Origin of the sequence: Microvirga sp. GCM10011540 (assembly GCF_042650665.1) — a bacterium.
Classification (GTDB): Bacteria; Pseudomonadota; Alphaproteobacteria; order Rhizobiales; family Beijerinckiaceae; genus Microvirga; species Microvirga lenta.
This window is the reverse complement of the sequence record NZ_JBHSBQ010000017.1, coordinates 48,486-70,758: the sequence shown is the minus strand read 5'-3', so window position 1 is coordinate 70,758 and position 22,273 is coordinate 48,486. Positions and strand designations below refer to the sequence as shown.

Genomic DNA, 22,273 nt, shown 5'->3' with positions numbered 1-22,273 from the left:
GGGGTCGGTTGGCTTACCCAGACAATGCGGCTCCATCTTCGCCCATTGGGCGTCCGTCAAGACATAGCGATCCATCAAGAGCTTGAATCATAAGCCCAACCTCATGTGAATCCCCACAGACCTTAGAGCATCGTGCGAAAAAGTGGGTCCGGCGCTTTAGCCGAGCAGGCCCCGCATCGCGCTTCCCACGACGGAATTGAGCACGAGCCCGAGGATAACGATCCCGAAGGCGATGAGGCCGTGCACGCCCAGCGTCGCCTTGGTGGCGAACCATTGCAGCCGCAGGACGATGATGGAGAACGCGAGGCCGAACAGGCTGGCCAGAGCCGGCGTCGCCCATCCCAGCAGCAGGAGCATGGCCGGAACCGAGAGCACCAGCATTCCGGCGACCGTGATCCAGTTCGTGACGATGACGAAGGGCACGTAGCGGTGAGTGAGCCGCAGGCCCCGGGTCACCCAGATCATGGCCACCGGCAGGGCGATGAAGCCCGCCACGTGACCGAGCGCCACCACCGCATCGATCCAGACGCTGTCGAGCAGGGTCCGGTCCGGGTCCACAAGGCCGAGGCGAAGCCGCTCGAAGGCCAGGGAGACGATGTAGGCGGGAAGCGTCAGCCAGATCGCCGAGAAGGAGCGCCAGAACCCGCGCTCGCTCATGTCGAAGGATTTCAGCCCCTCCGCTCTGCTGTTGAGCAGATCGATGGTTCCCTTGAACGAGCGGTTTACTTCATCGGCGGTGACGATCATGAACAGCCCCCGGGATTGCGGTTTTCTCACGCAAAACCGGCCAAGGCCGCAAATCGTTCCGGCCCGATATCGACTTTAGTCGAATATCATCCCGCTTGGGTAGGCTCAGGGAGACCGGGTGAAATAGGCGTCCAGCACCTTGCGGTAGATTCCCGCAAGCCCGTCGAGATCGGCGACGGCGACCCGCTCGTCGACTTGGTGCATGGTCTGCCCGACGAGGCCGAACTCGACGACCGGACAGTCCTTCACGATGAAACGCGCATCCGACGTGCCGCCCGTGGTGGAGAGGGCGGGACGCTGTCCCGTCTCTGCCTCGACGGCATCACTGATAAATCCGACGAAGGCGTTTGGTTCGGTGAGGAAGGCCACGGCGTTGGTGGGTTCAACAACAAGTGAGTAGCGCACCGTATTTCCTGCCGCCTCGCGCAGGCGCCGCGCGATCTCGTCCTCGAGGCTCTGCGGGGTCCAAAGGTCGTTGAAGCGGATGTTGAACGTCGCCCGCGCCTCGGCCGGGATGACGTTCGTGGCCGGGTTGCCCACATCGACCGTCGTGACTTCGAGATTGGAGGCGTCGAAATGCTCGGTGCCCTTGTCGAGCGGCTCGCGCAGCAGACCGTCCAGCAGGCGCATCATTCCGGGGATCGGGTTGTCGGCGAGATGCGGATAGGCCACGTGCCCCTGCTTGCCCTCGACGATGATCCGGCCGGTGAGCGAGCCGCGGCGGCCGATCTTGATCATGTCGCCGAGCCGGTTGGGATTCGTCGGCTCGCCGAGGATGCAGTGGCTGAAGCGCTCGCCCCGCGCCTTCGCCCATTCGAGCAGTTTCACCGTGCCATTGACGGCAGGGCCTTCCTCGTCGCCGGTGATGAGGAAGCCGATGGAGCCGCCGAAATCGGGCCGCTCACGGATGAAGTCCAGCGCCGCCGCCATCATGCAGGCGATGCCGCCCTTCATGTCGACCGCGCCGCGCCCGTAGAGTTCACCACCGACGATCTCGCCGCCGAACGGATCGTGCCGCCACCGGCTCGCATCGCCGGGCGGCACCACGTCCGTATGGCCCGCGAAGAGCAGGTAGGGCTCTCCCGAGCCGTAGCGGGCATAGAGGTTCTCCACGTCCGGCGTGCCGGGTGCCGAAAAGACCGGCCGGTGCACCTCGAATCCCGCTTCCTTCAGCACGCCCTCGATGAAAGCGAGCGCCCCGCCCTCCTCGGGCGTCACGGAAGGGCAGCGCAGGAGGGATTGGGCGAGGGAGAGGGGCGAGGTGCTGTGCGTCATGCTTCCATGAAGCACGATCGGGCTGGAAATCAATTCCAATATTTACTTCGAAGGGCGTCTCGAATCGAAACCGCGCGCGAGAGGATCTTCCCCGAACCTGTTCGGCCCTGCGCCGCCCGGCAGGATGCCGAGCTCGATCAGGAACCAGATGCTGACAGCCCACGAGAAAAGAGTTCCGGCAAGAACGATGAGGCGATTCTGCATCGCTTCGGCAGGTGCTAAAATCAGCGCGGGAGCCAGCAGGTACAACAGCAGCCAGCCGCTCTTGTCCCGGTCATGAAGCCTCTTCGCACTGACTGCGAAGCCCGAATAGACGACAACGAGAAAGACAAGAGCCAGGACAGCGTAATCAGTCCAGCCCCGCCCATCGTCCAGATAACCGATGCTCACGCTCAGGACAGCAACAATCCCCGTGAGAACGAGCATCGCGAACCAGTACCGTGCACGGTTGATGCGTCCACGGAAGCTGAAGAAAAGGGCGAAAGCACTCACCGGACACCGCCTTCGTGATATCTTATATCATATCTATGCGGTGTCTTAGGGAGATCAAGTCGCCCTCGGTGCTCCTATCGCAACGGTTCGTGGCGCCGGTCTCGGCGCAGGTCCGCGCATCGGCTCGCCTCAAGATGACCGTGCGGTGGAGACAGGGCCCGGCATGCCAGCCGGTCCACCTCATGTCAGTTCCGCGACATGAGGCGCATCTCCTCCATGGCGTCCTCCACGCGTGGATCAGGGCCCGATTCGTTGGAGCCGTTTGGGCCCCGAATAACGCCAAACTGAAAGAGAACAAACGCCAGTGCTGCTAAGGCTGGACTGGCTGGCAGCAAGTACATCGGATCCTTGAGCATTGTCGGCAAAATGTGTCCGATCCACCAACCGCTCAGCCCGACGACCCCGAACCCCAAGGCACCCCACCACCCGTTCAGGCCCCTGTCGCGCGCGCGCCGGACATGCAGAGACAGGGCCGAGACTGTCAATGCGATCACAGCACTGATGAGAAGACACTTCTTGAAGGCTTGAGCGTAAAGATGCCCGCCCGATTTCAGGACGATGGAATCCGCAATGAAGAAGACAGTCAGAAAGGCGAGGATGTTGAAGACCAATCCGCCCCAATACACCGTGCGTCGGATTCGCCCGAAGAAGCTGAAGAAAAGCCTGAGATAGTTCATAGTCCACCTGATTTGATGATATAATATATCATCAAATCAGGTGATGGCACCAGACTGGTCAGTCCCGCAGCAGCTCGTTGATGCCGGTCTTGGCGCGGGTCTGGGCATCGACGCGCTTCACGATGACGGCGCAGTAGAGCGATGGGGTGGGCGTGCCGTCCGGCTGCGGCTTGCCGGGAAGGGAGCCGGGCACGACCACCGAGTAGGGAGGCACCCGGCCGACGAAGACCTCGCCGGTGTTGCGGTCGATGATCTTGGTCGAGGCCGAGATGAAGACGCCCATGGAGAGCACCGAACCCTCGCCCACCACGACGCCCTCGACCACCTCGGAGCGGGCGCCGATGAAGCAGTTGTCCTCGATGATGGTGGGATTGGCCTGGAGCGGCTCCAGCACGCCGCCGATGCCGACGCCGCCGGAGAGATGCACGTTCCTGCCGATCTGGGCGCAGGAGCCGACCGTCGCCCAGGTATCGACCATGGTGCCCTCGTCCACATAGGCGCCGAGATTGACGAAGGACGGCATCAGCACAACGCCCGGCGCGATATAGGCGCCGCGGCGGACGGTGCAGTTCGGCACGGCGCGGAAGCCCGCCGCCTTGAATTCGGTCTCGGTCCATCCGTCGAACTTCGACGGCACCTTGTCCCACCAGACCGCATCGCCGGGACCGCCCTTGATGACGGTCATGTCGTTGAGGCGGAAGGAGAGCAGCACGGCCTTCTTCAGCCACTGATGCACCTGCCAGTCGCCGCCGGTTTTCTCCGCCACGCGGGCCTTGCCGGAATCGAGAAGGTGGAGCGCCTGCTCCACGGCCTCGCGAACCGCGCCCTTGGTGGAGGGGTTCACGTTGGCCCGGTCTTCCCAGGCGGCGTCGATGGTTTGGGCGAGGTCGGTGTTGGACATGGATCACTCGGGAAAGGGCTGAGATGGGGAGTGATTAGCAACGGCGGCCGAGCCTGTCACCTGAGACTCTGCCTCTACGGCAGGACAGGGCGCCGGCGCCCGGACGCGCGGGGGAACGGGTCCCTCGGCCTTGAAGGATGGCGGAGGCTTCAAAAGCTCGTGCGCTGCCGGATCGCGGCCGACAGGGTGCCCTCGTCGAGATAATCGAGCTCGCCGCCGACGGGGACGCCGTGGGCGAGCTTCGTCACCTTCACCGGCAGATGGCCGAGGAGTTCGGTGATGTAATGGGCCGTCGTCTGCCCATCGACGGTGGCGTTGAGTGCGAGAATGACCTCCGTGACGCCGGGCTCCGAGGCGCGGGCGACGAGGCGATCCAGGTTGAGGTGCTCGGGCCTGACCCCGTCGAGGGGCGAGAGAACGCCGCCGAGCACGTGGTAGAGCGCATTGACGGCGCCGGAGCGCTCGAGGGCCCAGAGGTCCGACACGTCCTCCACCACCACGAGAATCGAGGCGTCGCGCCTCGGGTCCTTGCAGACGGTGCAGGGGTCGGACGTGTCCACGTTGCCGCAGGACGAGCACACCACGATCCGCTCGTTGGCGACGCGCATGGCGTCGCTCAGGGGATTGAGCAGGGTCTCGCGCTTCTTGATGAGGTGCAGCGCCGCGCGTCGGGCCGAGCGGGGGCCGAGGCCCGGCAGGCGGGCCAGCAGCTGGATCAGGCGCTCGATTTCAGGTCCGGCAACGTGTTGGGCCATTCAGTCCTCAGAACAGCTTCATGCCGGGCGGCAGCGGCAGGCCCTTGGTCAGCTCCGCCATCCGCTCCTGCGCGGCCCGGTCGGCCTTGCCGCGGGCATCGTTCATGGCGGCGACGATGAGGTCTTCGAGGATTTCCTTCTCGTCCGGGTTCATGAGCGAGGAATCGATGCTGATCCCCCGCATCTCGCCCTTGCCGGACACCTTCACGGTCACGGCGCCGCCGCCGGCCGTGCCCTCGACCTCCACGTTCTCCAGCTCGGCCTGAGCGTCCTGCAGCTTCTGCTGCATCGCCTGAGCCTGCTTCATGAGTCCCATGATGTCCTTCATGTCCGTTCCCTCTAATCCAGATCGTCGTCGGCTTCGGTCTCGTGCGCGTCGATCGCATCGGCCTCGCCGAGGATCTCCGCTTCGGCGTCGATCACGCCGCCCTCGTCCGCCTTGTCGGAGCGCTCGACCACGTTGACGATCTTCGCTCCGGGAAATTTGGCGAGGACCGCCTGAACGAGCGGATGGCTCGCCGCGCCTTCCTTGCGCTCCCGCTCGGCGGTGGCCGCCTGCTCGTGCAGGGTCGGCGCCCCCTCTTCCGAGGACAGGGCGACCATCCAGCGCTGCCCGGTCCAGAGCTGGAGGGCGCGGGCGAGATCGTTGGCGATGGTGCGGCTGCCGCCCTCGGCGAGGCTGAGCTCGATGCTGCCCTCCTCGAACCGGACGAGACGGACATCCCGCTCAAGGGCGGACTTGAGAACGATCTCCCGCTTCTCCCCGGCGAGGGCGACCACGTCCTCGAAGCGGCGCAGGCGCAGGGCCGGAGCGCCCCCGGAGGGGTCGGGCCTCGGCTGCGGCCTGGGCTGGGAGGTGGCGAGCGCCATGTTGCCCGACGTGGCGGGAGGGGATGGGCTGGCGGACGGTGCCGGCGGGCCGCCGGCGGGCAGCGGCGCACCGTCCTTCAGGGCGCGGAGAGCCTCGTCCGGGGTCGGCAGGTCGGCCGCATAGGCCAGGCGGACGAGCACCATCTCGGCCGCCGCGACGGGGCGGCTCGAAGCCTGGACCTCGGGAATGCCCTTCAGAAGGATCTGCCAGGCGCGGGACAGGGTCCGCACGGTGAGCTTCTGGGCGAAATCCGTGCCCCGGCTCCGCTCGATCTCCGACAGGGCCGGATCCTTGGCCGCATCGGGGATCAGCTTCAGGCGCGTGACCACGTGCGAGAAGGCGGCGAGATCCGACAGGATGACGCCGGGATCGGCGCCGGAATCGTATTGCGCGCGCAGGCCCGCGAAGGCCGCCGGCACGTCGCCGCGCATGACCGCCTCGAACAGGTCGATCACCTGGGTGCGGTCGGCGAGGCCCAGCATGTCGCGGACGGTCTCGGCCTGCACGATTCCCGCCCCATGGGCGATGGCCTGATCGAGCAGGGACAGGGAATCGCGCGCCGAGCCCTCGGCCGCGCGGGCGATGGCGGCCAGCGCCTCCTGATCGGCGGTGACGCCTTCCGCCTCGCAGATGCGGCCGAGATGGGCCACGAGCTTGTCCGCCTCGATGCGGCGCAGGTCGAAGCGCTGGCAACGGGACAGGATCGTGACGGGAACCTTGCGGATCTCGGTGGTGGCGAAGATGAACTTGGCGTGCGGGGGAGGCTCCTCCAGCGTCTTCAGGAAGGCGTTGAACGCCTTCTCCGAGAGCATGTGGACCTCGTCGATGATGTAGACCTTGTACCGGGCCGAAACCGGCGAGTAGCGGATGCCGTCGATGATCTGGCGCACGTCGTCGATGCCGGTATGGGACGCGGCGTCCATCTCCAGCACGTCCACGTGGCGCGATTCCATGATCGCCTCGCAGTGGAGGCCGAGCTCGGGCATGTGGATCGTCGGGCCGCCGGTGCCGTCGGGCTTCTGATAGTTGAGGCCGCGGGCGAGGATGCGGGCGGTCGTGGTCTTGCCGACGCCGCGCACCCCGGTCAGCATCCAGGCCTGCGGAATGCGCCCGGCCTCGAACGCATTCGAGAGCGTGCGGACCATCGCTTCCTGGCCGATCAGATCGTCGAAGGTGCGGGGGCGGTATTTCCGGGCGAGGACGCGGTAGGGCGAGGCCGGCGCCGCCACGGGCGCAGGAGGGAAACCCGGCAAGGCCGACTCGTCGATCAGGGGCGTGCCGGCTGTGGTTTCGTCCATCGGCTGCAAGGCTTGGGATCACATCGGGCGCTTGCGGAAGCGCCGGGGTGGGAGGCTGGACGAAGACCCGTTCGGTCTCGTTAGGGCTGCTTCCTTCCGGACCTGACCCGGTTGGCGAGTGAGACGTCCCTCGCCAACCTCCCACCGCCTATATGGGGGTTTCGCAACCCGAACGCAAGCCGCATTGAGCCGCAGTGGCGACTCGGTTCGAAGTTCGGCCAAGCGTGACGCCCTGTCATTCCGGGGCCGCGCAAGCGGAACCCGGAACCCATAAACGCAGCGATGCAGAATGAGGCGGGACGTTCGCCGCTCATTTCTGAGGCGCAGGCGGCTATGGGTTCCGGGCCTGGCTCCGCCATCCGGAATGACGGCGCACTCACTCACCACCGAGGTTGCAGGCTCAAGTCGGGGATAGGCATTGGCCGCCAAGCTCGGCTAACGTGGCGCCATGACCTCAGCCTTCCAGCTCGATTCCCGGCTCGACGCCGATACGATCCCGATCGGGGACCTCTCCCTGTCCTCGGTCCTGCTCCTGAACGACGCCCGTTTTCCCTGGTTCGTGCTGGTGCCCCGCATCGGCGGCGCCAGCGAGCTGACGGACCTCTCGGACGAGCAGGCCGTCCAGCTGATGCAGGAGATCCGAATCGCGACCAAGGTCATGACCGCCCTCTCCAAGCCCGACAAGGTGAATGTGGGCGCCCTGGGCAACATCGTCACCCAGCTCCATGTCCATGTGATCGGGCGCTTCCGCTCCGATCCTGCCTGGCCGGGGCCCGTCTGGGGCCATGGCACCCGGACGCCCTATCCGGCCCACGCCGCCACCGCCCTGATCGAACGCGCCGCCACCCTTTTCGCAGAAGCCTGACCCTCCATGACCATGCCGATCGGCTACATCACCAACCCCCTCGTGCGCCACAGCTCCGAGCGCGACCCGAGCCTTCTCGACCGGTTCGCCAAGGACCCGCAGACCGCCATGGTGCTGGTGGCGGGCGACCTGCCGATCCTCCTGGCCGGAGAGCCCGGCACGGGCCTGCTGCCGGCCTCGACTCTGGGGCGCCTTTCCGCCCACAAGGAACAGGTCTTTCTCGGCACCATTGGCGGCCGTCCCGTCGTCGCCACCCTGGCGGCGCCGGAGGCGGCGGAGCTGTTCCAGGACGATCCGTCCTTCGCGGTGGCCGACCTGCGCTCCATCGCGGTCCGCGGCCTCGTGCCGGCGGAAGAGCTCGGTCTGCTCGCCATGGCGAAATCCATGCTCGACTGGCACAACCGGCACCGCTTCTGCGCCAATTGCGGCGCGCCCACGCAAGCCGCCCAGGCCGGCTTCCGCCGCGACTGCGCCGCCTGCGGCGCCCAGCATTTCCCCCGGACCGACCCGGTCGTGATCATGCTGGTCTCGCGCGGGGACAAATGCCTGCTCGGCCGTCAGGCCCGTTTTCCGGAAAAGATGTATTCCTGCCTCGCCGGCTTCCTGGAGCCGGGCGAGACCATCGAGGCCGCGGTTCGGCGGGAAACCTTCGAGGAGGCCGGCATCCGCGTCGGCGAGGTGCGCTACCTCGCGTCCCAGCCCTGGCCCTTCCCCTCCTCCATCATGATCGGCTGCGTCGGCGAAGCGCTGACGGACGAGATCGACATCGACAAGGACGAATTGGAGGACGCCCGCTGGTTCACCAAGGACGACATCCGCCGCATGTTGGACGGCACGCACGAGGATTTCGCCGCGCCCTCCCCCATCGCCATCGCCAACCACCTGATCCGCGAATGGGTGAAGGCCTGAGCGCCTCAGGCCGAATGCGGGATGGGCTCGAACCGGTAGGCGACCTCGGTCACCTCCTGTCCGCGCAGGTCGAAGGACTGCTCGCGGCCGGCAACGCCTCCGAGCGCCTCGTAGAAGCGGCGGGCCGGGAGGTTGTCCCTCAGAACCCATAACCCGGTGGAGCCGAAGCCCTGCTCGGCCAGGTGGCCGAAGATGCCGGCCATCAGCCTGCGGCCGATGCCCTGCCGCTTCACGCGATCGAGCAGGTAGATGGCGAAGATCTCGGTTTCGGTTCCGAGAAGATCGGCGCCCTTCGGACCGACGGGCCCGCCGCGGGCGAAGCCGACGATCTCCCCGCCGGGCGCCTCGGCGACGAGGAGCTTCCCCTTGGGGTCGGGCGTGGCCAGAATCGACCGCCACATCTGCGCCCGCTCCTCGACCGAGAGACCGGCAAGGGCCTCGGGCGACAGGAAGTCCCCGTAGGATTCCCGCCAGCCCTGGACGTGGACCCGGGCGATGCCCTCCACATCCGCTTCGCGGCCGTCGCGGACGATGACCGTCACTCCGCCGCTTCCTTGATCTTCTCGCGGAAGGGATCGGCCGGATAGACGCCGAGGATGCGCAGTTCGCGCGAGAAGAACTCGAGCTCTTCGAGCGCCCGCTTGAGGTTCGGGTCCTCCGGGTGACCGTCGACCTCGGCATAGAATTGCGTGGCCGTGAAATCGCCCTCGAGCATGTAGCTTTCGAGCTTGGTCATGTTGACGCCGTTCGTCGCGAAGCCGCCGAGCGCCTTGTAGAGCGCGGCCGGGAGGTTGCGGACGCGGAAGATGAAGGACGTGACCGCCGGCCCCTGTCCGGCCGGAGCCCATTGCGGCGTCTTGGACAGGATGACGAAGCGGGTCGTGTTGTGCGCCTCGTCCTCCACGTCCTCGGCCAGGATCTTCAGGCCGTAGATCTTGGCCGCCATGCGGGGCGCGAGGGAGGCCCTGGTCGGGTCCTTCCACTCGGACACCTCCCGGGCGGAGCCCGCGGTGTCGCCCGCCACATGGGCCTTGAGGCCGAGCTTGCGGATGATCTTGCGGCACTGGCCCAGCGCGTGGACATGGCTGTGCACGCTCTTGATCGTGCCGAGGTCGGCCTCGGCCACGCTCATGAGCTGGAAATGGATGGGGAGGAAGTGCTCGCCGACGATGTGCAGGCCCGAGGTCGGCAGCAGGTGGTGGATGTCCGCCACGCGGCCGGCGATCGAGTTCTCGATCGGGATCATGGACAGCCCCGCCTGCCCCTCGATCACGGCCGCGAAGGCATCCTCGAAGGTCGCGCAGGGCAGGATCTGCCAGTCGGGACGGGCCTCCTCGCAGGCGGTGTGGGAATTGGCCCCGGGCTCGCCCTGGAACGAAATGATCTTGTTCATGATGTTCTCCGCGCAGAAATGATGTCGCGCGCCCTTTCCAGATCCTCGGGAGTATCGACCCCCAGCGGCACGTCGTTCACCACGACGGCATCGATGCGCATGCCCGCCTCCAGCGCGCGCAGCTGCTCCAGCTTCTCGCGAAGCTCGAGCCGGGACGGAGGCAGGCCGACGAACCGTTGCAGAGCCCTGCGGCGATATGCGTAGAGCCCGATATGATGGTAGAGGGCCCCTTCGCCGTAGGGCGCGGTGGCGCGGGTGAAGTAGAGGGCGCGGAAGCGGCCGGGCGCGACTTCGCTGCCCACCATCTTGACCACATTCGGATTGGTCCGTTCCTCGTCCCGGTGGATGAGGGCCACCAGGGTCGCGAGATCGACGGCCGAGTCCGCGAGGGGCGTGACCGAGGCCGCGATGGCGGCGGGATCGATGGTGGGCAGGTCCCCCTGGACGTTCACGACCACGTCGTGCCGCCCCTCCGGATCGAGCTTTTCCACAGCCTCGAAGATGCGGTCGGAACCCGAGGCGTGGTCGGCCCGGGTCATGACCGCCGTCCCTCCCGCCCGAGCGACGGCGTCGGCGATGTCCGGGGCGTCGGTCGCAACGGCGACGGGGCCGATTCCCGCCTCGACCGCCCTGCGCCAGACATGGACGATCATGGGCTCGCCCGCGATGTCGGCCAGGGGCTTGTTCGGCAGGCGGGTTGCCGCGAGGCGCGCCGGGATCAGGACGAGAGGATCGGACATGGAGGACGCTCGGATGAAAGCTGCGCGTCCTTAACAAGGCGTGGCCGTTTTGTCATGGGCGCCCTGACGTCTTCCCGTCCTGCGGCAAGGCGCCCTACGGGGTGGCCGCGCCCGTTTCGGGCCCTAAAGATCGCTCTGCGACGACGAGACCGGCGAAAACACCAGAAAACCCCATTGTCAAAACCCTATCTCTACGGCTAAGCAACGCCCCGTCGCGGGCACCCGCCCGCGCTCGACCCACCCGTTGCGCTGGTTCCGCCGGTTTCCCAAGGCGAGGAGAGCCTAATTCATGAATATCGAGACCAATAAGATCGCGGGCGCCGTCTTCGGTACGCTTCTCTTCGTGGTCGGCGTCAACGTCATCGCTGGCGGCCTGTTCGCCCCCGAGAGGCCCGAAGTCGCGGGCTACGATCTTCCGGCTCCCGACGAGGCCGCCGGCGCAGGCGCCGCTCCGGCCGCCCCGGCCGAGCCTCTCCCGGTTCTCCTGGCCCGGGCCGACCCGGCCAAGGGTCAGGCCCAGGCGCGCAAGTGCGCCTCCTGCCACACCTTCGAGAACGGCGGCGCCAACAAGGTCGGCCCGAACCTCTACGGCATCGTCGGCCGCCCCGTCGCCTCTCACGCCGGCTTCAACTACTCGGCGGCCCTGAAGGAAAAGGGCGGCGAGTGGACCTACGAGGCGCTCGACGCCTTCGTTCACAATCCGAAGCAGGCCGTCCCCGGCACCATCATGGCCTTCGCGGGCATTGCCACGGCCCAGGACCGTGCGGATCTCCTCGCCTACATGCGGACCCTGTCCGACAACCCTGCGCCGCTTCCGGCGGCCGAGCCTGCGGCCCAGCCTGCCGCTCCGCCGGCTGGTCAGCCTGCCGCTCAGCCTGCCGCTCAGTAAGACGGCGAAGCGATCTCTCGCAATCTTGAAGCCGGGCCCTGGCGGCCCGGCTTTTCTTTTGTGCCTCGTCCCTTGCGCTCGTCGGGTTCTGGACAAAAATGTACCTGACCGATGGAAGCCCCGACGAGGGAGACGCTTTTTGTTCCGAACCATTCTGCTGAGCCTCCTGGCCGCGTGCCTGGCTTCTTCTCCCCTTGCGGCCCAGGAAGCGCGGTGGCGGCATGGCTCCGGTCTGCTCGAAGAGCCCAAGTACCCCCCGGATTTCAAGCATTTCGACTACGTGAACCCGAACGCCCCGAAGGGCGGGCTGGTCCGGCTCGGCGCCCAGGGCACCTTCGACAGCTTCAACATCGTGGTCGCGGGGGTCAAAGGCGCCCCGGAGCAGGGCCTCGGGCTCGTCTACGAGACCCTGACCACCTCCTCCCTCGATGAGCCGAGCGCCTCCTACGGCCTCCTGGCCGAGTCCTTCTCCTATCCCGAGGACTACTCGTCCGTGACCTTCCGCCTGCGCCCCGAGGCGCGCTGGCACGACGGCAAGCCGGTCACGGCGGAGGACGTCATCTTCTCCTTCGAGACCCTGAAGGAGAACAGCCCGACCTACGCCTTCTATTACGCCAATGTGACCAAGGCCGAGAAGGTGGGCGAGCGCGAGGTGCGGTTCACCTTCGACGAGAAGGGCAACCGCGAGCTGCCGCAGATCATGGGGCAGCTTCTCGTGCTTCCGAAGCACTGGTGGGAGGGCACGGCGCCGGACGGGCGCAAGCGTGACATCACGCAGACCACCCTCGAACCGCCGCTGGGCTCGGGTCCTTACCGCCTCAAGAGCTTCGAGGCCGGGCGCAGCGCCACCTACGAGCGCGTGAAGGACTATTGGGGCGCGAACCTCAACGTGAATGTCGGGCAGCACAACTTCGACGAGATCCGCAACGAGTACTACCGGGACGCGACGGTGCTGCTGGAGGCTTTCAAGGGCGACCGGATCGACTTCCGCACCGAGAACAGCGCCCGCAACTGGGCCACGGGCTACGACTTTCCGGCCCGCCGGGAAGGCCGCGTGATCCTGGAGGAGTTCCCCCTGCGCGCGACAGGCGTCATGCAGGCCTTCGTGCTGAACCTGCGGCGGGACAAGTTCAAGGACCAGCGGGTGCGCCGTGCCCTCAACCTGGCCTTTCCCTACGAGGAGATCAACAAGACCATCTTCTCCGGTCAGTACGAGCGGGTCTCGAGCTACTTCCACGGCCTGGAGATCGCATCCTCGGGCCTGCCGGAGGGACAGGAACTGGCGATCCTCGAAAGCGTGCGCGACAAGGTGCCGCCTCAGGTCTTCACGACACCCTACACCAACCCGGTCAGCGACTCGCCCACGGCGATCCGCGAGAACCTGCGCGAGGCCGACAGGCTCCTGCGCGAGGCGGGATGGGAACTGAAGGACCGCCGCCGGGTGAACGCCAAGGGCGAGACCCTGACGATCGAGCTTCTGGCCGATTCCCCGAACGACGAGCGCGTCTTCCTGCCCTACAAGGCGGCGCTCGACCGGCTGGGCATCGTCACGTCGGTGCGAACGGTCGACGACGTCCAGTATGTCAACCGTGTCCGCTCCTTCGACTTCGACGTCATCTCCAGCGTCTGGCCCGAATCCCTGTCCCCGGGCAACGAGCAGCGCGAATACTGGGGCTCCCAGGCGGCGCAGCGGGAGGGCTCGCGCAACCTCGCCGGCATCGCCGATCCGGGCGTCGACGCCCTCATCGACCGGGTCATCTTCGCCAAGGACCGCGCCGAGCTGGTGGCCGCCACCAAGGCCCTGGACCGCGTTCTGCTCGCCCACGACTACATGGTCCCGCAATGGACCTATCTGAAGCAGCGGACCGCGCGGTGGGACCGCTTCAGCCATCCCGAAACGATGCCGCGCTACGGCGGAGCCGCCTTCCCCACCATCTGGTGGTACGACGAGGCCAAGGCCGCCAAGACCGGAGCACCCCGATGACGCAGCCGACACGCCGAACCCTCCTCCAGAGCGGTGTGGCCGCCATGGCCCTCGCCGGCCTGCCCCGCTTCGCCTGGGCGCAGGAAGGCGGCGAGACCGAGACCCATGGCCTCTCCAGCTTCGGCGACCTGAAATACGGCCCCGACTTCAAGCATTTCGCCTATGTGAACCCCGACGCCCCCAAGGGCGGCACGCTTGCGGTCCAGATCAAGCAGGCCATCGGCAATCAGAACTTCGACACCTTCAACACCCTCAACATCTACGTGCTGAGGGGGGACGGCGCCGCCGGCATGAGCGGCACCTTCGACACCCTCATGGCCGGATCGGGCGACGAGCCCGACGCCCTTTACGGGCTCGTCGCCAAGAGCATCCGCATCTCCGACGACAGGCTGACCTACCGCTTCATCCTGCGCCCCGAGGCGCGCTTCCATGACGGATCGCGGCTGACCGCGCGGGATGCGGCGTTCTCCTTGAACGTGCTCAAGGAAAAGGGGCACCCGATCTTCCGCTCCATCCTCACCCAGATGGCTTCCGCCGAAGCGGAGGCGGAGGACGTCCTGCGGGTGCAGCTCTCTCCGGAGCGGAGCCGGGACCTGCATCTGACCGTCGCGGGAATGCCGATCTTCTCCGAGCGCTACTGGCAGGGACGCGACTTCGAGGCCTCCACCCTGGAAGCGCCGCTCGGCTCGGGCCCTTACAAGGTCGGACGGTTCGAGCAGGGGCGCTTCATCGAGTTCGAGCGCGTGCCGGATTACTGGGCCAAGGATCTGCCGGTGAATGTCGGCCAGAACAACTTCGACCGCATCCGCTACGAGTACTTCCGCGACCGCACGGTCGCCTTCGAAGCGTTCAAGAACGGCACGCTCAACTTCCACGAGGAATACACCTCGCGGATCTGGGCGACGGGATACGACTTCCCGGCCGTCCGCGAAGGACGCGTGAAGAAGGAGGAGATCCCGAACGAGTCGCCGGTCTCCATCCAGGGCTGGTACTTCAACACCCGCCGCGACGCCTTCAAGGACCCGCGCATTCGGGAAGCCATCGGCCTCGCCTTCGATTTCGAATGGACGAACACGAACATCATGTTCGGCGCCTACGAGCGCACCACGTCGTATTTCGAGAACACCGACATGAAGGCGGTCGGTGCGCCCTCTCCCGAGGAGCTGGCGCTCCTGGAACCGTTCCGCGACAAGCTTCCCGCCTCCGTCTTCGGCGAGCCGCCCGTGCCGCCGGTCTCCGACGGCTCAGGGCAGGACCGCAGGCTCCTGCGCCGCGCGGACGAACTCCTGCGGGCGGCGGGATGCAAGCGCGAGGGCGGCGTGCTGAAACTGCCGAACGGGCAGCCCTTCACCATCGAGTTTCTCGATTTCCAGTCCGCCCTGCAGCCGCATACCCAGCCGTTCCAGGCCAATCTGAAGCGGCTCGGCATCGAGGCCCGGTCGCGGATCGTGGATGCGGCCCAGTATCAGCGCCGGATGGACGAGTTCGACTTCGACATGGCAAGCCGCAGCCTCGGCGGCTCGGCGACGCCGGGCGACGGCCTGCGCATCGTCTATGGCTCGCAGGCCGCGCAGACGCCGGGAAGCCGCAACATCGCAGGAATCGCCCATCCCGCCGTGGACGCCCTGATCGAGCGCATCTCCCAGGCCAAGACCCGGCCCGACCTCGTCATCGCCTGCCGGGCGCTCGACCGGGTTCTCCGCTCCGGCCATTACTGGGTTCCCATGTGGTACAAGGCCGAAGACTGGCTCGCCTATTGGGACCAGTTCTCCCGTCCCGAAACGAAGCCGCGCTTCGGATCGGGCGCACCTGGAATATGGTGGTATGATGCGGAGAAGGCGAAACGGATCGGACGAGGATAAGCTTGGAGAGACTACTCGAAACACCTGCCGTGACCGGCGCTCCCCGAGCGTTCCTGCGTGCGGAAGGCGTGGCGCTGCTCGCCGCGGCGACGGCGGTCTACGGCCTCACGGGCCTGTCCTGGTGGCTTTACGCGATCCTGTTCTTCGCTCCCGATGCAAGCTTTGCCGCCTATGGGGCTGGTCCTCGGCTGGGGGCTATGGTCTACAATATCCTGCATTCGACCGTCGGACCGGCGGCCCTGGCCGGGGTTGGGCTGTTGCTCGACAGCCCTATCTTCCTGGGCATGGCCGCGATCTGGGCCGCTCATATCGGGTTTGACCGCATGTTAGGATACGGCTTGAAATACGCCTCCGGCTTCAGCGACACCCATCTCGGCCGCATCGGCCGTGCACGGGCGGGTGCTTGATGCTCGCATACATCGCGCGCCGCATCCTCCTCATGATCCCGACCCTTCTGGGGATCATGCTCATCTCCTTCGTGATCGTGCAATTCGCCCCGGGCGGCCCTGTCGAGCGCATCATCGCGCAGCTGCAGGGACAGGATTCGGGCGCCACCTCCCGCATCTCCGGCGGCGGCGGCGACTTCTCGGGCGGGCAAGGCGCCCCCGGAGGCGGCGGCGGAGACACCACCTCCTCCCGCTATCGCGGCGCGCAGGGCCTCGACCCGCAATTCATCAAGCAGCTGGAGACCCAGTTCGGCTTCGACAAGCCGGCCCACGAGCGCTTCCTCAAGATGCTCTGGGATTATGCCCGCTTCGATTTCGGCAAGAGCTACTTCCGCGACATCTCGGTGCTGGAGCTCATCAAGGAGAAACTGCCGGTTTCGATCTCCCTCGGGCTCTGGATGACGCTCCTGTCCTATGCCATTTCGGTTCCGCTCGGCATCAAGAAGGCCGTGAGGGACGGCTCCACCTTCGACATCTGGACATCCGCCGTCGTCATCGTCGGCTATGCGATTCCGGGCTTTCTCTTCGCGATCCTCCTGATCGTGCTCTTCGCGGGCGGCTCGTTCTGGCAGATCTTCCCCTTGCGCGGGCTGACGTCGGAGAACTGGGAGCAGCTCTCGCTCGCGGGCAAGATCCTCGACTATTTCTGGCACATCGCCCTGCCCATCACCGCCATGGCGCTGGGCGCCTTCGCCACCTCGACCCTACTCACGAAGAACTCGTTTCTCGACGAGATCCGCAAGCAATACGTGCTCACCGCTCGGATGAAGGGCCTATCGGAACGGCAGGTGCTCTACGGCCACGTCTTCCGCAACGCCATGCTGATCGTGATCGCGGGCTTCCCGGGCGCCTTCATCGGCGCGTTCTTCGCCGGCGCTCTCCTCATCGAGACGATCTTCTCCCTCGACGGCCTGGGCCTTCTCTCCTTCGAGTCGATCGTGAACCGCGACTATCCCGTGGTCTTCGCCAATCTCTACATCTTCTCGCTCGTGGGCCTCGTGGTGAACCTGGTCTCGGACCTCACCTATACCTGGATCGATCCCCGCATCGATTTCGAGACACGGGAGGCATGAGATGAACGAGAACGTTCCCGTCGTCTCCCCTGCCTCCAGCATCCCGATGGCGCCTCCGCTCCCGAGGCAAGGGTTCATCCGTCTTTCGCCACTCAACCGGCGCCGGCTGGAGAACTTCAAGGCCAACCGGCGCGGCTACTGGTCGTTCTGGATCTTCCTCGTGCTCTTCACCTTGAGCCTGTTTGCGGAATTCATCGCCAACGACAGGCCGATCCTGGCCTCCTACAAGGGCGAGCTGCTGTACCCGGCCTTCGTCGACTATCCGGAGGAGAAATTCGGCGGCTTCCTGGCGCAGACCGATTACCGCGACCCGGTCATCTCCCAGGAAATCCAGGAGAACGGCTGGCTCCTGTGGGCGCCGATCCGCTTCTCCTACAACACCCACAATCTGGACCTGCCGGTGCCCGCCCCGGCGCCTCCGACCTGGATGCTGACGGACGAGCAGTGCCGCCCGATCGCGGAGCGCACCGGCGGCACCGGCTGCAGCGACATCGAGTGGAACTGGCTCGGCACCGACGATCAGGGCCGGGACGTGGTGGCGCGCCTGATCTACGGCTTCCGCATCTCGGTTCTGTTCGGCCTTGCGCTCGCCAGCATCTCGTCGGTCATCGGGGTCCTGGCCGGCGCCGTGCAGGGCTATTTCGGCGGCTGGGTCGACCTTCTCTTCCAGCGCTTCATCGAGATCTGGACCGCGATTCCGGCGCTCTACCTGCTGATCATCATCTCGTCCATCATCACGCCGAGCTTCTTCGTGCTCCTGGGCATCCTGCTGCTCTTCTCCTGGGTCTCCCTCGTGGGCGTCGTGCGGGCGGAATTCCTGCGGGCCAGGAACTTCGAGTATGTGCGCGCCGCGCGCGCCCTCGGGCTGTCCAACGCCACCATCATGTTCAAGCATCTCCTGCCGAATGCGATGGTGGCCACGCTGACCTTCCTGCCCTTCATCCTCAACGGCTCGATCACGACCCTGACCTCCCTCGACTTCCTCGGCTTCGGCCTGCCTCCGGGATCTCCGTCGCTGGGTGAGCTGCTCGCTCAGGGCAAGGCCAACCTTCAGGCGCCGTGGCTCGGGCTCACCGGCTTCTTCGTGATCGCGCTCATGCTGAGCCTCCTCATCTTCGTCGGCGAGGCCGTGCGCGACGCCTTCGACCCCAGAAAGGCCTTCCGATGACGGAGCCCCTTCTTTCGGTTCAGGATCTGTCGGTCGCCTTCCGCCAGGGAGAGCGGGACACGCTTGCGGTCGACCGCATCTCCTTCGACATCAGGGCCGGCGAGACGGTGGCGCTCGTCGGCGAATCCGGCTCCGGCAAGTCCGTCTCGGCCTTGTCGATCCTCAAGCTCCTGCCTTATCCGACCGCACATCATCCGTCCGGGCGCGTCCTCTTCAAGGGCAAGGACCTGATCGCCGCCGACGAGAACGAGATGCGGAAGGTTCGCGGCGACGACATCGCCATGGTGTTCCAGGAGCCGATGACATCGCTCAACCCGCTCCACACCATCGAACGGCAGGTGGGCGAGATCCTCAAGCTCCATCGCGGGATGTCCGAACGGGATGCCCGCGCCCGCACGCTCGAGCTCCTCGACCTCGTCGGCATCCGCGACGCGGAGAGCCGGCTCGGCGCCTATCCGCATCAGCTCTCCGGCGGCCAGCGTCAGCGCGTCATGATCGCCATGGCGCTTGCAAACGAGCCGGATCTCTTCATCGCCGACGAGCCGACCACCGCTCTCGACGTGACGGTACAGGCCCAGATCCTGAAGCTGCTCGCGGAGCTCAAGAGCAGGCTCGGCATGGCCATGCTGTTCATCACCCACGATCTCGGCATCGTCCGCAAGGTGGCGGACCGTGTCTGCGTCATGCTGCAGGGCAAGATCGTGGAGCAGGGAACGGTCGAGGAGGTGTTCGGCCATCCCCAGCATCCCTACACCCAGAGGCTTCTGGCAGCGGAGCCGAAGGGCCGCGGCAATCCCGTGCCGACCGATGCGCCGGTCGTCGTCGATGCGGGCCCGATCAAGGTGTGGTTTCCGATCAAGCGCGGCTTCTTCCGCAAGACCGTCGGCCATGTGAAGGCCGTCGACGGCGTATCCGTGCGCATCCGCAAGGGGGAGACCGTCGGCGTGGTCGGCGAGTCGGGGTCCGGCAAGACGACTCTGGGACTTGCGATCCTGCGGCTCGTCGCGTCGGAAGGGCCGGTCGTCTTCCTCGGCAAGCGCATCGACGGTCTTCGCGCGAACGAGATCAGGCCGATGCGCAAGAACCTGCAGGTCGTGTTCCAGGATCCCTACGGCTCCCTGTCGCCGCGCATGTCGGTGGCGGAGATCGTCGAGGAAGGGCTGCTCGTGCAGGACAAGGGCCTTTCCTATGGCGAGCGGCGCAACGTGGTCGCCCGCGCCCTGCACGATGTGGGGCTCGATCCGGCGACGATGGACCGCTACCCGCACGAATTCTCGGGCGGTCAGCGCCAGCGCATCGCCATCGCCCGCGCCATGGCCCTGGAGCCGGAATTCATCATGCTCGACGAGCCCACCTCCGCTCTCGACATGTCGGTCCAGGCGCAGATCGTGGAGCTTCTGCGCGACCTCCAGAAGCGCCGCAATCTCGCCTATATGTTCATCAGCCACGACCTGAAGGTGGTGCGGGCGCTCGCGAACCACGTGGTGGTCATGCAGAACGGCCAGATCGTCGAGGAGGGTTCGGCCGAGAGCATCTTCGCGGAGCCGAAGACGGAGTATACCCGGGCTCTCTTCGCCGCGGCCTTCAACCTCGAGACGGTCGGAGCCGGCGCCGTCAGGCAGTGAGGCTGGGCGGTCGGACCATGCACGCACATCACCACCAAGCAGGCCATTCCCACCACGACCATGCCCATCAGGCCGGGCATGGCCGCGCCTTCGTCATCGGGATCGTTCTCAATCTCGGCTTCGTCATTATCGAAGCCGTCTATGGGTTCCTCGCGGATTCCATGGCGCTCCTGTCGGATGCGGGCCATAACCTGAGCGATGTGCTCGGCCTCGCCATCGCCTGGGGCGCGGCCCTGCTCACCAAGCGCAGCCCGACCGAGAGATTCACGTATGGATTGCGTTCGAGCTCGATCCTCGCGGCTCTCTTCAACGCGCTCCTGCTCCTGGTCGCGGTCGGCGGCATCGTCTGGGAATCCATCAGCCGCCTGATGAACCCTGCTCCTGTCGCGGCCTTCACGGTCATGATCGTGGCCGGCATCGGGATCATCGTGAACGGCTTCACCGCCTTTCTTTTCATGCGCGGCAGCCACCAGGATCTCAACATCCGCGGCGCCTTCCTGCACATGGTGGCCGACGCGGCGGTTTCGCTGGGCGTCGTGCTTGCCGGTGCGGCGATCCTGTGGACCGAAGCGACCTGGATCGACCCCGTCCTCAGCCTCGTCATCGCCGGCGTCATCGTCTGGAGCACCTGGGATCTGCTGCGCCAGTCCCTGACGCTGTCGCTCCATGGAGTGCCGCAGGGCATTGCCGTGGCCGAGGTTCGGCGATTCCTGGCCGAACTCCCGGGCGTCGCCCGCGTGCACCACCTGCACATCTGGGCCATGAGCACGACCGAGACCGCCCTGACGGTACACCTGGCCATGCCCGACGGCCACCCCGGAGACCGTTTCCTGGCCGACGTGCAGCGGGAGCTGCAGGAGCATTTCGGCATCGGGCACGCGACGATCCAGATCGAAATCCATGCCTCCGGCGGGTCCTCGCATGGCCCGGAATGCCCGCCCAGGCCCCATGCGCACGATGATGAGGGGCACGCCCATGAGGGACACCCCCACGGCGAGCAGGGGTCGCCACTGCGGCCGTAATGCAGTATCGGTCGTGACTCCCTGACCCGAAGGACAGACACCATGCCCCGCGCCCTTCTCATCGTGCTCGATTCCGTCGGCATCGGCGGAGCGCAGGACGCTGCCGCCTATGGCGATGCGGGCGCCGACACGGTCGGGCACATTGCGGAGGCCTGCGCCACGGGCCGCGGCGACCGGGCGGGCCTGCGCCAGGGTCCGCTCCATCTGCCCCATATGGCGGCGCTCGGCCTCGGCCTCGCCTGCGAGGCGTCCACGGGCAGGATCCCGCCCAATCTGGAGCCGAAGGGCCCCTTGAAGGGCGCCTGGGGCTACGGAATCGAGACCTCGAAAGGCAAGGATACGCCTTCGGGCCACTGGGAGATCGCAGGCGTGCCGGTCGCCTTCGACTGGGGCTACTTCCCGAACACCGTTCCGTCCTTTCCGAAGGAGTTGACGGATGCGCTGATCGCTCGTGCGGACCTTCCCGGAATTCTCGGCGACAAGCACGCGTCGGGCACGGAGATCATCGACGAGTTCGGCGCCGAGCACATGCGGACGGGAAAGCCGATCTGCTACACCTCCGTCGACAGCGTGCTGCAGATCGCCGCCCATGAGGAAACCTTCGGGCTGGAGCGGCTCTACGACCTCTGCCGCATCGGGCGCGAGCTCTGCGACCGGTACAAGATCGGCCGGGTCATCGCCCGCCCCTTCGTCGGCTCGCCCGAGGAGGGCTTCAGGCGCACGGGCAACCGCAAGGATTTCGCCACCCCTCCCCCGTCCGACACCATTCTCGACACGCTGGCGAAGGCGGGCCGCCTGGTCGTCACCGTCGGCAAGATCGGCGACATCTTCGCCCATCGCGGCACGGGGCGGGAAATCAAGCCCAACGGCAACGACGCCTGCCTGTCGGCCGCCATCGACGCCATGCGGGGTCTGGGCGACGGCGGCTTCGTCTTCGCCAATCTGGTCGATTTCGACAGCGAGTACGGCCACCGCCGCGACATTCCCGGCTATGCGGCGGCGCTGGAGGCCTTCGACCGGCGCGTTCCGGAGATCGAGGCCGTCCTCGAACCGGGCGATCTCGTCATCATCGCCGCCGATCACGGCAACGATCCCTCCTGGCAAGGCACGGACCACACGCGGGAGAACATCCCGATCCTGTGCTTCGGGCCGGAGGTCGAGCCGGCCGCCATCGGCAAGCGCAGCAGCTTCGCCGATATCGGAGCCAGTGTGCTGGCCCATCTCGATGTCGGCCATGCGGGAAAAGGCCGATCCTGGCTCTAGACGCCCGGCGTGTACCGG

General features: G+C 66.4%; 22 protein-coding genes and 1 other RNA gene. 11 read left to right on the top strand and 12 right to left on the bottom strand.

Translation table 11 applies throughout. From position 1 onward, the window contains the following. Window positions 1–156: 156 nt before the first annotated feature. From ACFOYU_RS07450 to ffs, 9 genes are all read right to left on the bottom strand, one after another. A complete protein-coding gene (locus ACFOYU_RS07450) occupies window positions 157–747 on the bottom strand; it encodes a hypothetical protein (RefSeq protein ID WP_226736767.1) in 591 nt (196 codons plus the stop codon). Between the two features lie 105 nt (window positions 748–852). Beyond that, window positions 853–2,022 carry a succinyl-diaminopimelate desuccinylase gene (dapE, locus tag ACFOYU_RS07445; RefSeq protein ID WP_377033067.1) on the bottom strand — a complete coding sequence of 390 codons (1,170 nt, stop codon included), beginning with the start codon at window positions 2,020–2,022 and terminating at the stop codon, window positions 853–855. A 42-nt stretch (window positions 2,023–2,064) separates the two neighbouring features. Beyond that, on the bottom strand, window positions 2,065–2,514 hold the full coding sequence (locus tag ACFOYU_RS07440) for a DUF805 domain-containing protein (protein WP_377033066.1): 450 nt from the start codon (window positions 2,512–2,514) through the stop codon (window positions 2,065–2,067). Window positions 2,515–2,699: 185 nt separating this feature from the next. Further along, window positions 2,700–3,191, bottom strand: a complete 492-nt coding sequence (locus tag ACFOYU_RS07435; RefSeq protein ID WP_377033065.1) for a DUF805 domain-containing protein — start codon at window positions 3,189–3,191, stop codon at window positions 2,700–2,702. Window positions 3,192–3,249: 58 nt separating this feature from the next. Next, window positions 3,250–4,092 (bottom strand): 2,3,4,5-tetrahydropyridine-2,6-dicarboxylate N-succinyltransferase, encoded by an 843-nt coding sequence (dapD, locus tag ACFOYU_RS07430; protein WP_377033064.1) that lies wholly within the window; start codon window positions 4,090–4,092, stop codon window positions 3,250–3,252. 149 nt (window positions 4,093–4,241) lie between these two features. Further along, window positions 4,242–4,847 (bottom strand): recombination mediator RecR, encoded by a 606-nt coding sequence (recR, locus tag ACFOYU_RS07425; protein WP_226736777.1) that lies wholly within the window; start codon window positions 4,845–4,847, stop codon window positions 4,242–4,244. Between the two features lie 7 nt (window positions 4,848–4,854). Further along, a complete protein-coding gene (locus tag ACFOYU_RS07420) occupies window positions 4,855–5,175 on the bottom strand; it encodes a YbaB/EbfC family nucleoid-associated protein (RefSeq protein WP_226736779.1) in 321 nt (106 codons plus the stop codon). A gap of 11 nt (window positions 5,176–5,186) precedes the next feature. Then, a complete protein-coding gene (locus ACFOYU_RS07415) occupies window positions 5,187–7,016 on the bottom strand; it encodes a DNA polymerase III subunit gamma/tau (protein ID WP_377033063.1) in 1,830 nt (609 codons plus the stop codon). A gap of 45 nt (window positions 7,017–7,061) precedes the next feature. Beyond that, window positions 7,062–7,160: signal recognition particle sRNA small type (ffs, locus tag ACFOYU_RS07410), an RNA gene on the bottom strand. 304 nt (window positions 7,161–7,464) lie between these two features. Between ffs and ACFOYU_RS07405 the strand changes: the two genes are divergently transcribed. Next, window positions 7,465–7,881 carry an HIT family protein gene (locus ACFOYU_RS07405; RefSeq protein ID WP_226736783.1) on the top strand — a complete coding sequence of 139 codons (417 nt, stop codon included), beginning with the start codon at window positions 7,465–7,467 and terminating at the stop codon, window positions 7,879–7,881. A gap of 6 nt (window positions 7,882–7,887) precedes the next feature. Then, window positions 7,888–8,790, top strand: a complete 903-nt coding sequence (gene nudC / locus ACFOYU_RS07400; protein WP_377033062.1) for an NAD(+) diphosphatase — start codon at window positions 7,888–7,890, stop codon at window positions 8,788–8,790. A 5-nt stretch (window positions 8,791–8,795) separates the two neighbouring features. Here nudC and ACFOYU_RS07395 read toward each other — a convergent pair whose 3' ends face one another. The 3 genes from ACFOYU_RS07395 to ACFOYU_RS07385 are packed head-to-tail and all read right to left on the bottom strand — an operon-like array spanning window position 8,796 to window position 10,923. After that, complete coding sequence (locus ACFOYU_RS07395; protein ID WP_377033061.1) at window positions 8,796–9,332, bottom strand: GNAT family N-acetyltransferase; 537 nt, start codon at window positions 9,330–9,332, stop codon at window positions 8,796–8,798. Further along, window positions 9,329–10,183 carry a prephenate dehydratase gene (locus tag ACFOYU_RS07390; RefSeq protein ID WP_377033060.1) on the bottom strand — a complete coding sequence of 285 codons (855 nt, stop codon included), beginning with the start codon at window positions 10,181–10,183 and terminating at the stop codon, window positions 9,329–9,331. The genes ACFOYU_RS07395 and ACFOYU_RS07390 overlap by 4 nt, the downstream gene beginning before the upstream one ends. Next, entirely contained in the window at window positions 10,180–10,923 is a 744-nt protein-coding gene (locus ACFOYU_RS07385) for a 3-deoxy-manno-octulosonate cytidylyltransferase (RefSeq protein ID WP_377033059.1), read from the bottom strand. The genes ACFOYU_RS07390 and ACFOYU_RS07385 overlap by 4 nt, the downstream gene beginning before the upstream one ends. A gap of 289 nt (window positions 10,924–11,212) precedes the next feature. Here ACFOYU_RS07385 and ACFOYU_RS07380 point away from each other — a divergent pair, with 289 nt between their 5' ends. From ACFOYU_RS07380 to ACFOYU_RS07340, 9 genes are all read left to right on the top strand, one after another. Further along, window positions 11,213–11,812 carry a c-type cytochrome gene (locus ACFOYU_RS07380; protein WP_377033058.1) on the top strand — a complete coding sequence of 200 codons (600 nt, stop codon included), beginning with the start codon at window positions 11,213–11,215 and terminating at the stop codon, window positions 11,810–11,812. Window positions 11,813–11,951: 139 nt separating this feature from the next. Next, window positions 11,952–13,796, top strand: coding sequence for an extracellular solute-binding protein (locus tag ACFOYU_RS07375; RefSeq protein ID WP_377033057.1), 1,845 nt, complete (start codon window positions 11,952–11,954; stop codon window positions 13,794–13,796). Next, window positions 13,793–15,658 carry an extracellular solute-binding protein gene (locus ACFOYU_RS07370; protein WP_377033056.1) on the top strand — a complete coding sequence of 622 codons (1,866 nt, stop codon included), beginning with the start codon at window positions 13,793–13,795 and terminating at the stop codon, window positions 15,656–15,658. The genes ACFOYU_RS07375 and ACFOYU_RS07370 overlap by 4 nt, the downstream gene beginning before the upstream one ends. Window positions 15,659–15,660: 2 nt before the next feature. Further along, on the top strand, window positions 15,661–16,065 hold the full coding sequence (locus tag ACFOYU_RS07365) for a DUF4260 domain-containing protein (RefSeq protein WP_377033055.1): 405 nt from the start codon (window positions 15,661–15,663) through the stop codon (window positions 16,063–16,065). Continuing rightward, a complete protein-coding gene (locus tag ACFOYU_RS07360) occupies window positions 16,065–17,177 on the top strand; it encodes a microcin C ABC transporter permease YejB (protein ID WP_226736801.1) in 1,113 nt (370 codons plus the stop codon). The genes ACFOYU_RS07365 and ACFOYU_RS07360 overlap by 1 nt, the downstream gene beginning before the upstream one ends. A gap of 1 nt (window position 17,178) precedes the next feature. Further along, entirely contained in the window at window positions 17,179–18,345 is a 1,167-nt protein-coding gene (locus tag ACFOYU_RS07355; RefSeq protein WP_377033054.1) for an ABC transporter permease, read from the top strand. Further along, window positions 18,342–19,970, top strand: a complete 1,629-nt coding sequence (locus ACFOYU_RS07350; RefSeq protein WP_377033053.1) for an ABC transporter ATP-binding protein — start codon at window positions 18,342–18,344, stop codon at window positions 19,968–19,970. Before ACFOYU_RS07355 ends, ACFOYU_RS07350 begins: the two co-directional genes overlap by 4 nt. 17 nt (window positions 19,971–19,987) lie before the next feature. Continuing rightward, entirely contained in the window at window positions 19,988–20,992 is a 1,005-nt protein-coding gene (locus ACFOYU_RS07345) for a cation diffusion facilitator family transporter (protein ID WP_377033052.1), read from the top strand. Window positions 20,993–21,034: 42 nt separating this feature from the next. Continuing rightward, window positions 21,035–22,255, top strand: a complete 1,221-nt coding sequence (locus ACFOYU_RS07340; RefSeq protein ID WP_377033051.1) for a phosphopentomutase — start codon at window positions 21,035–21,037, stop codon at window positions 22,253–22,255. Window positions 22,256–22,273 lie beyond the last annotated feature (18 nt).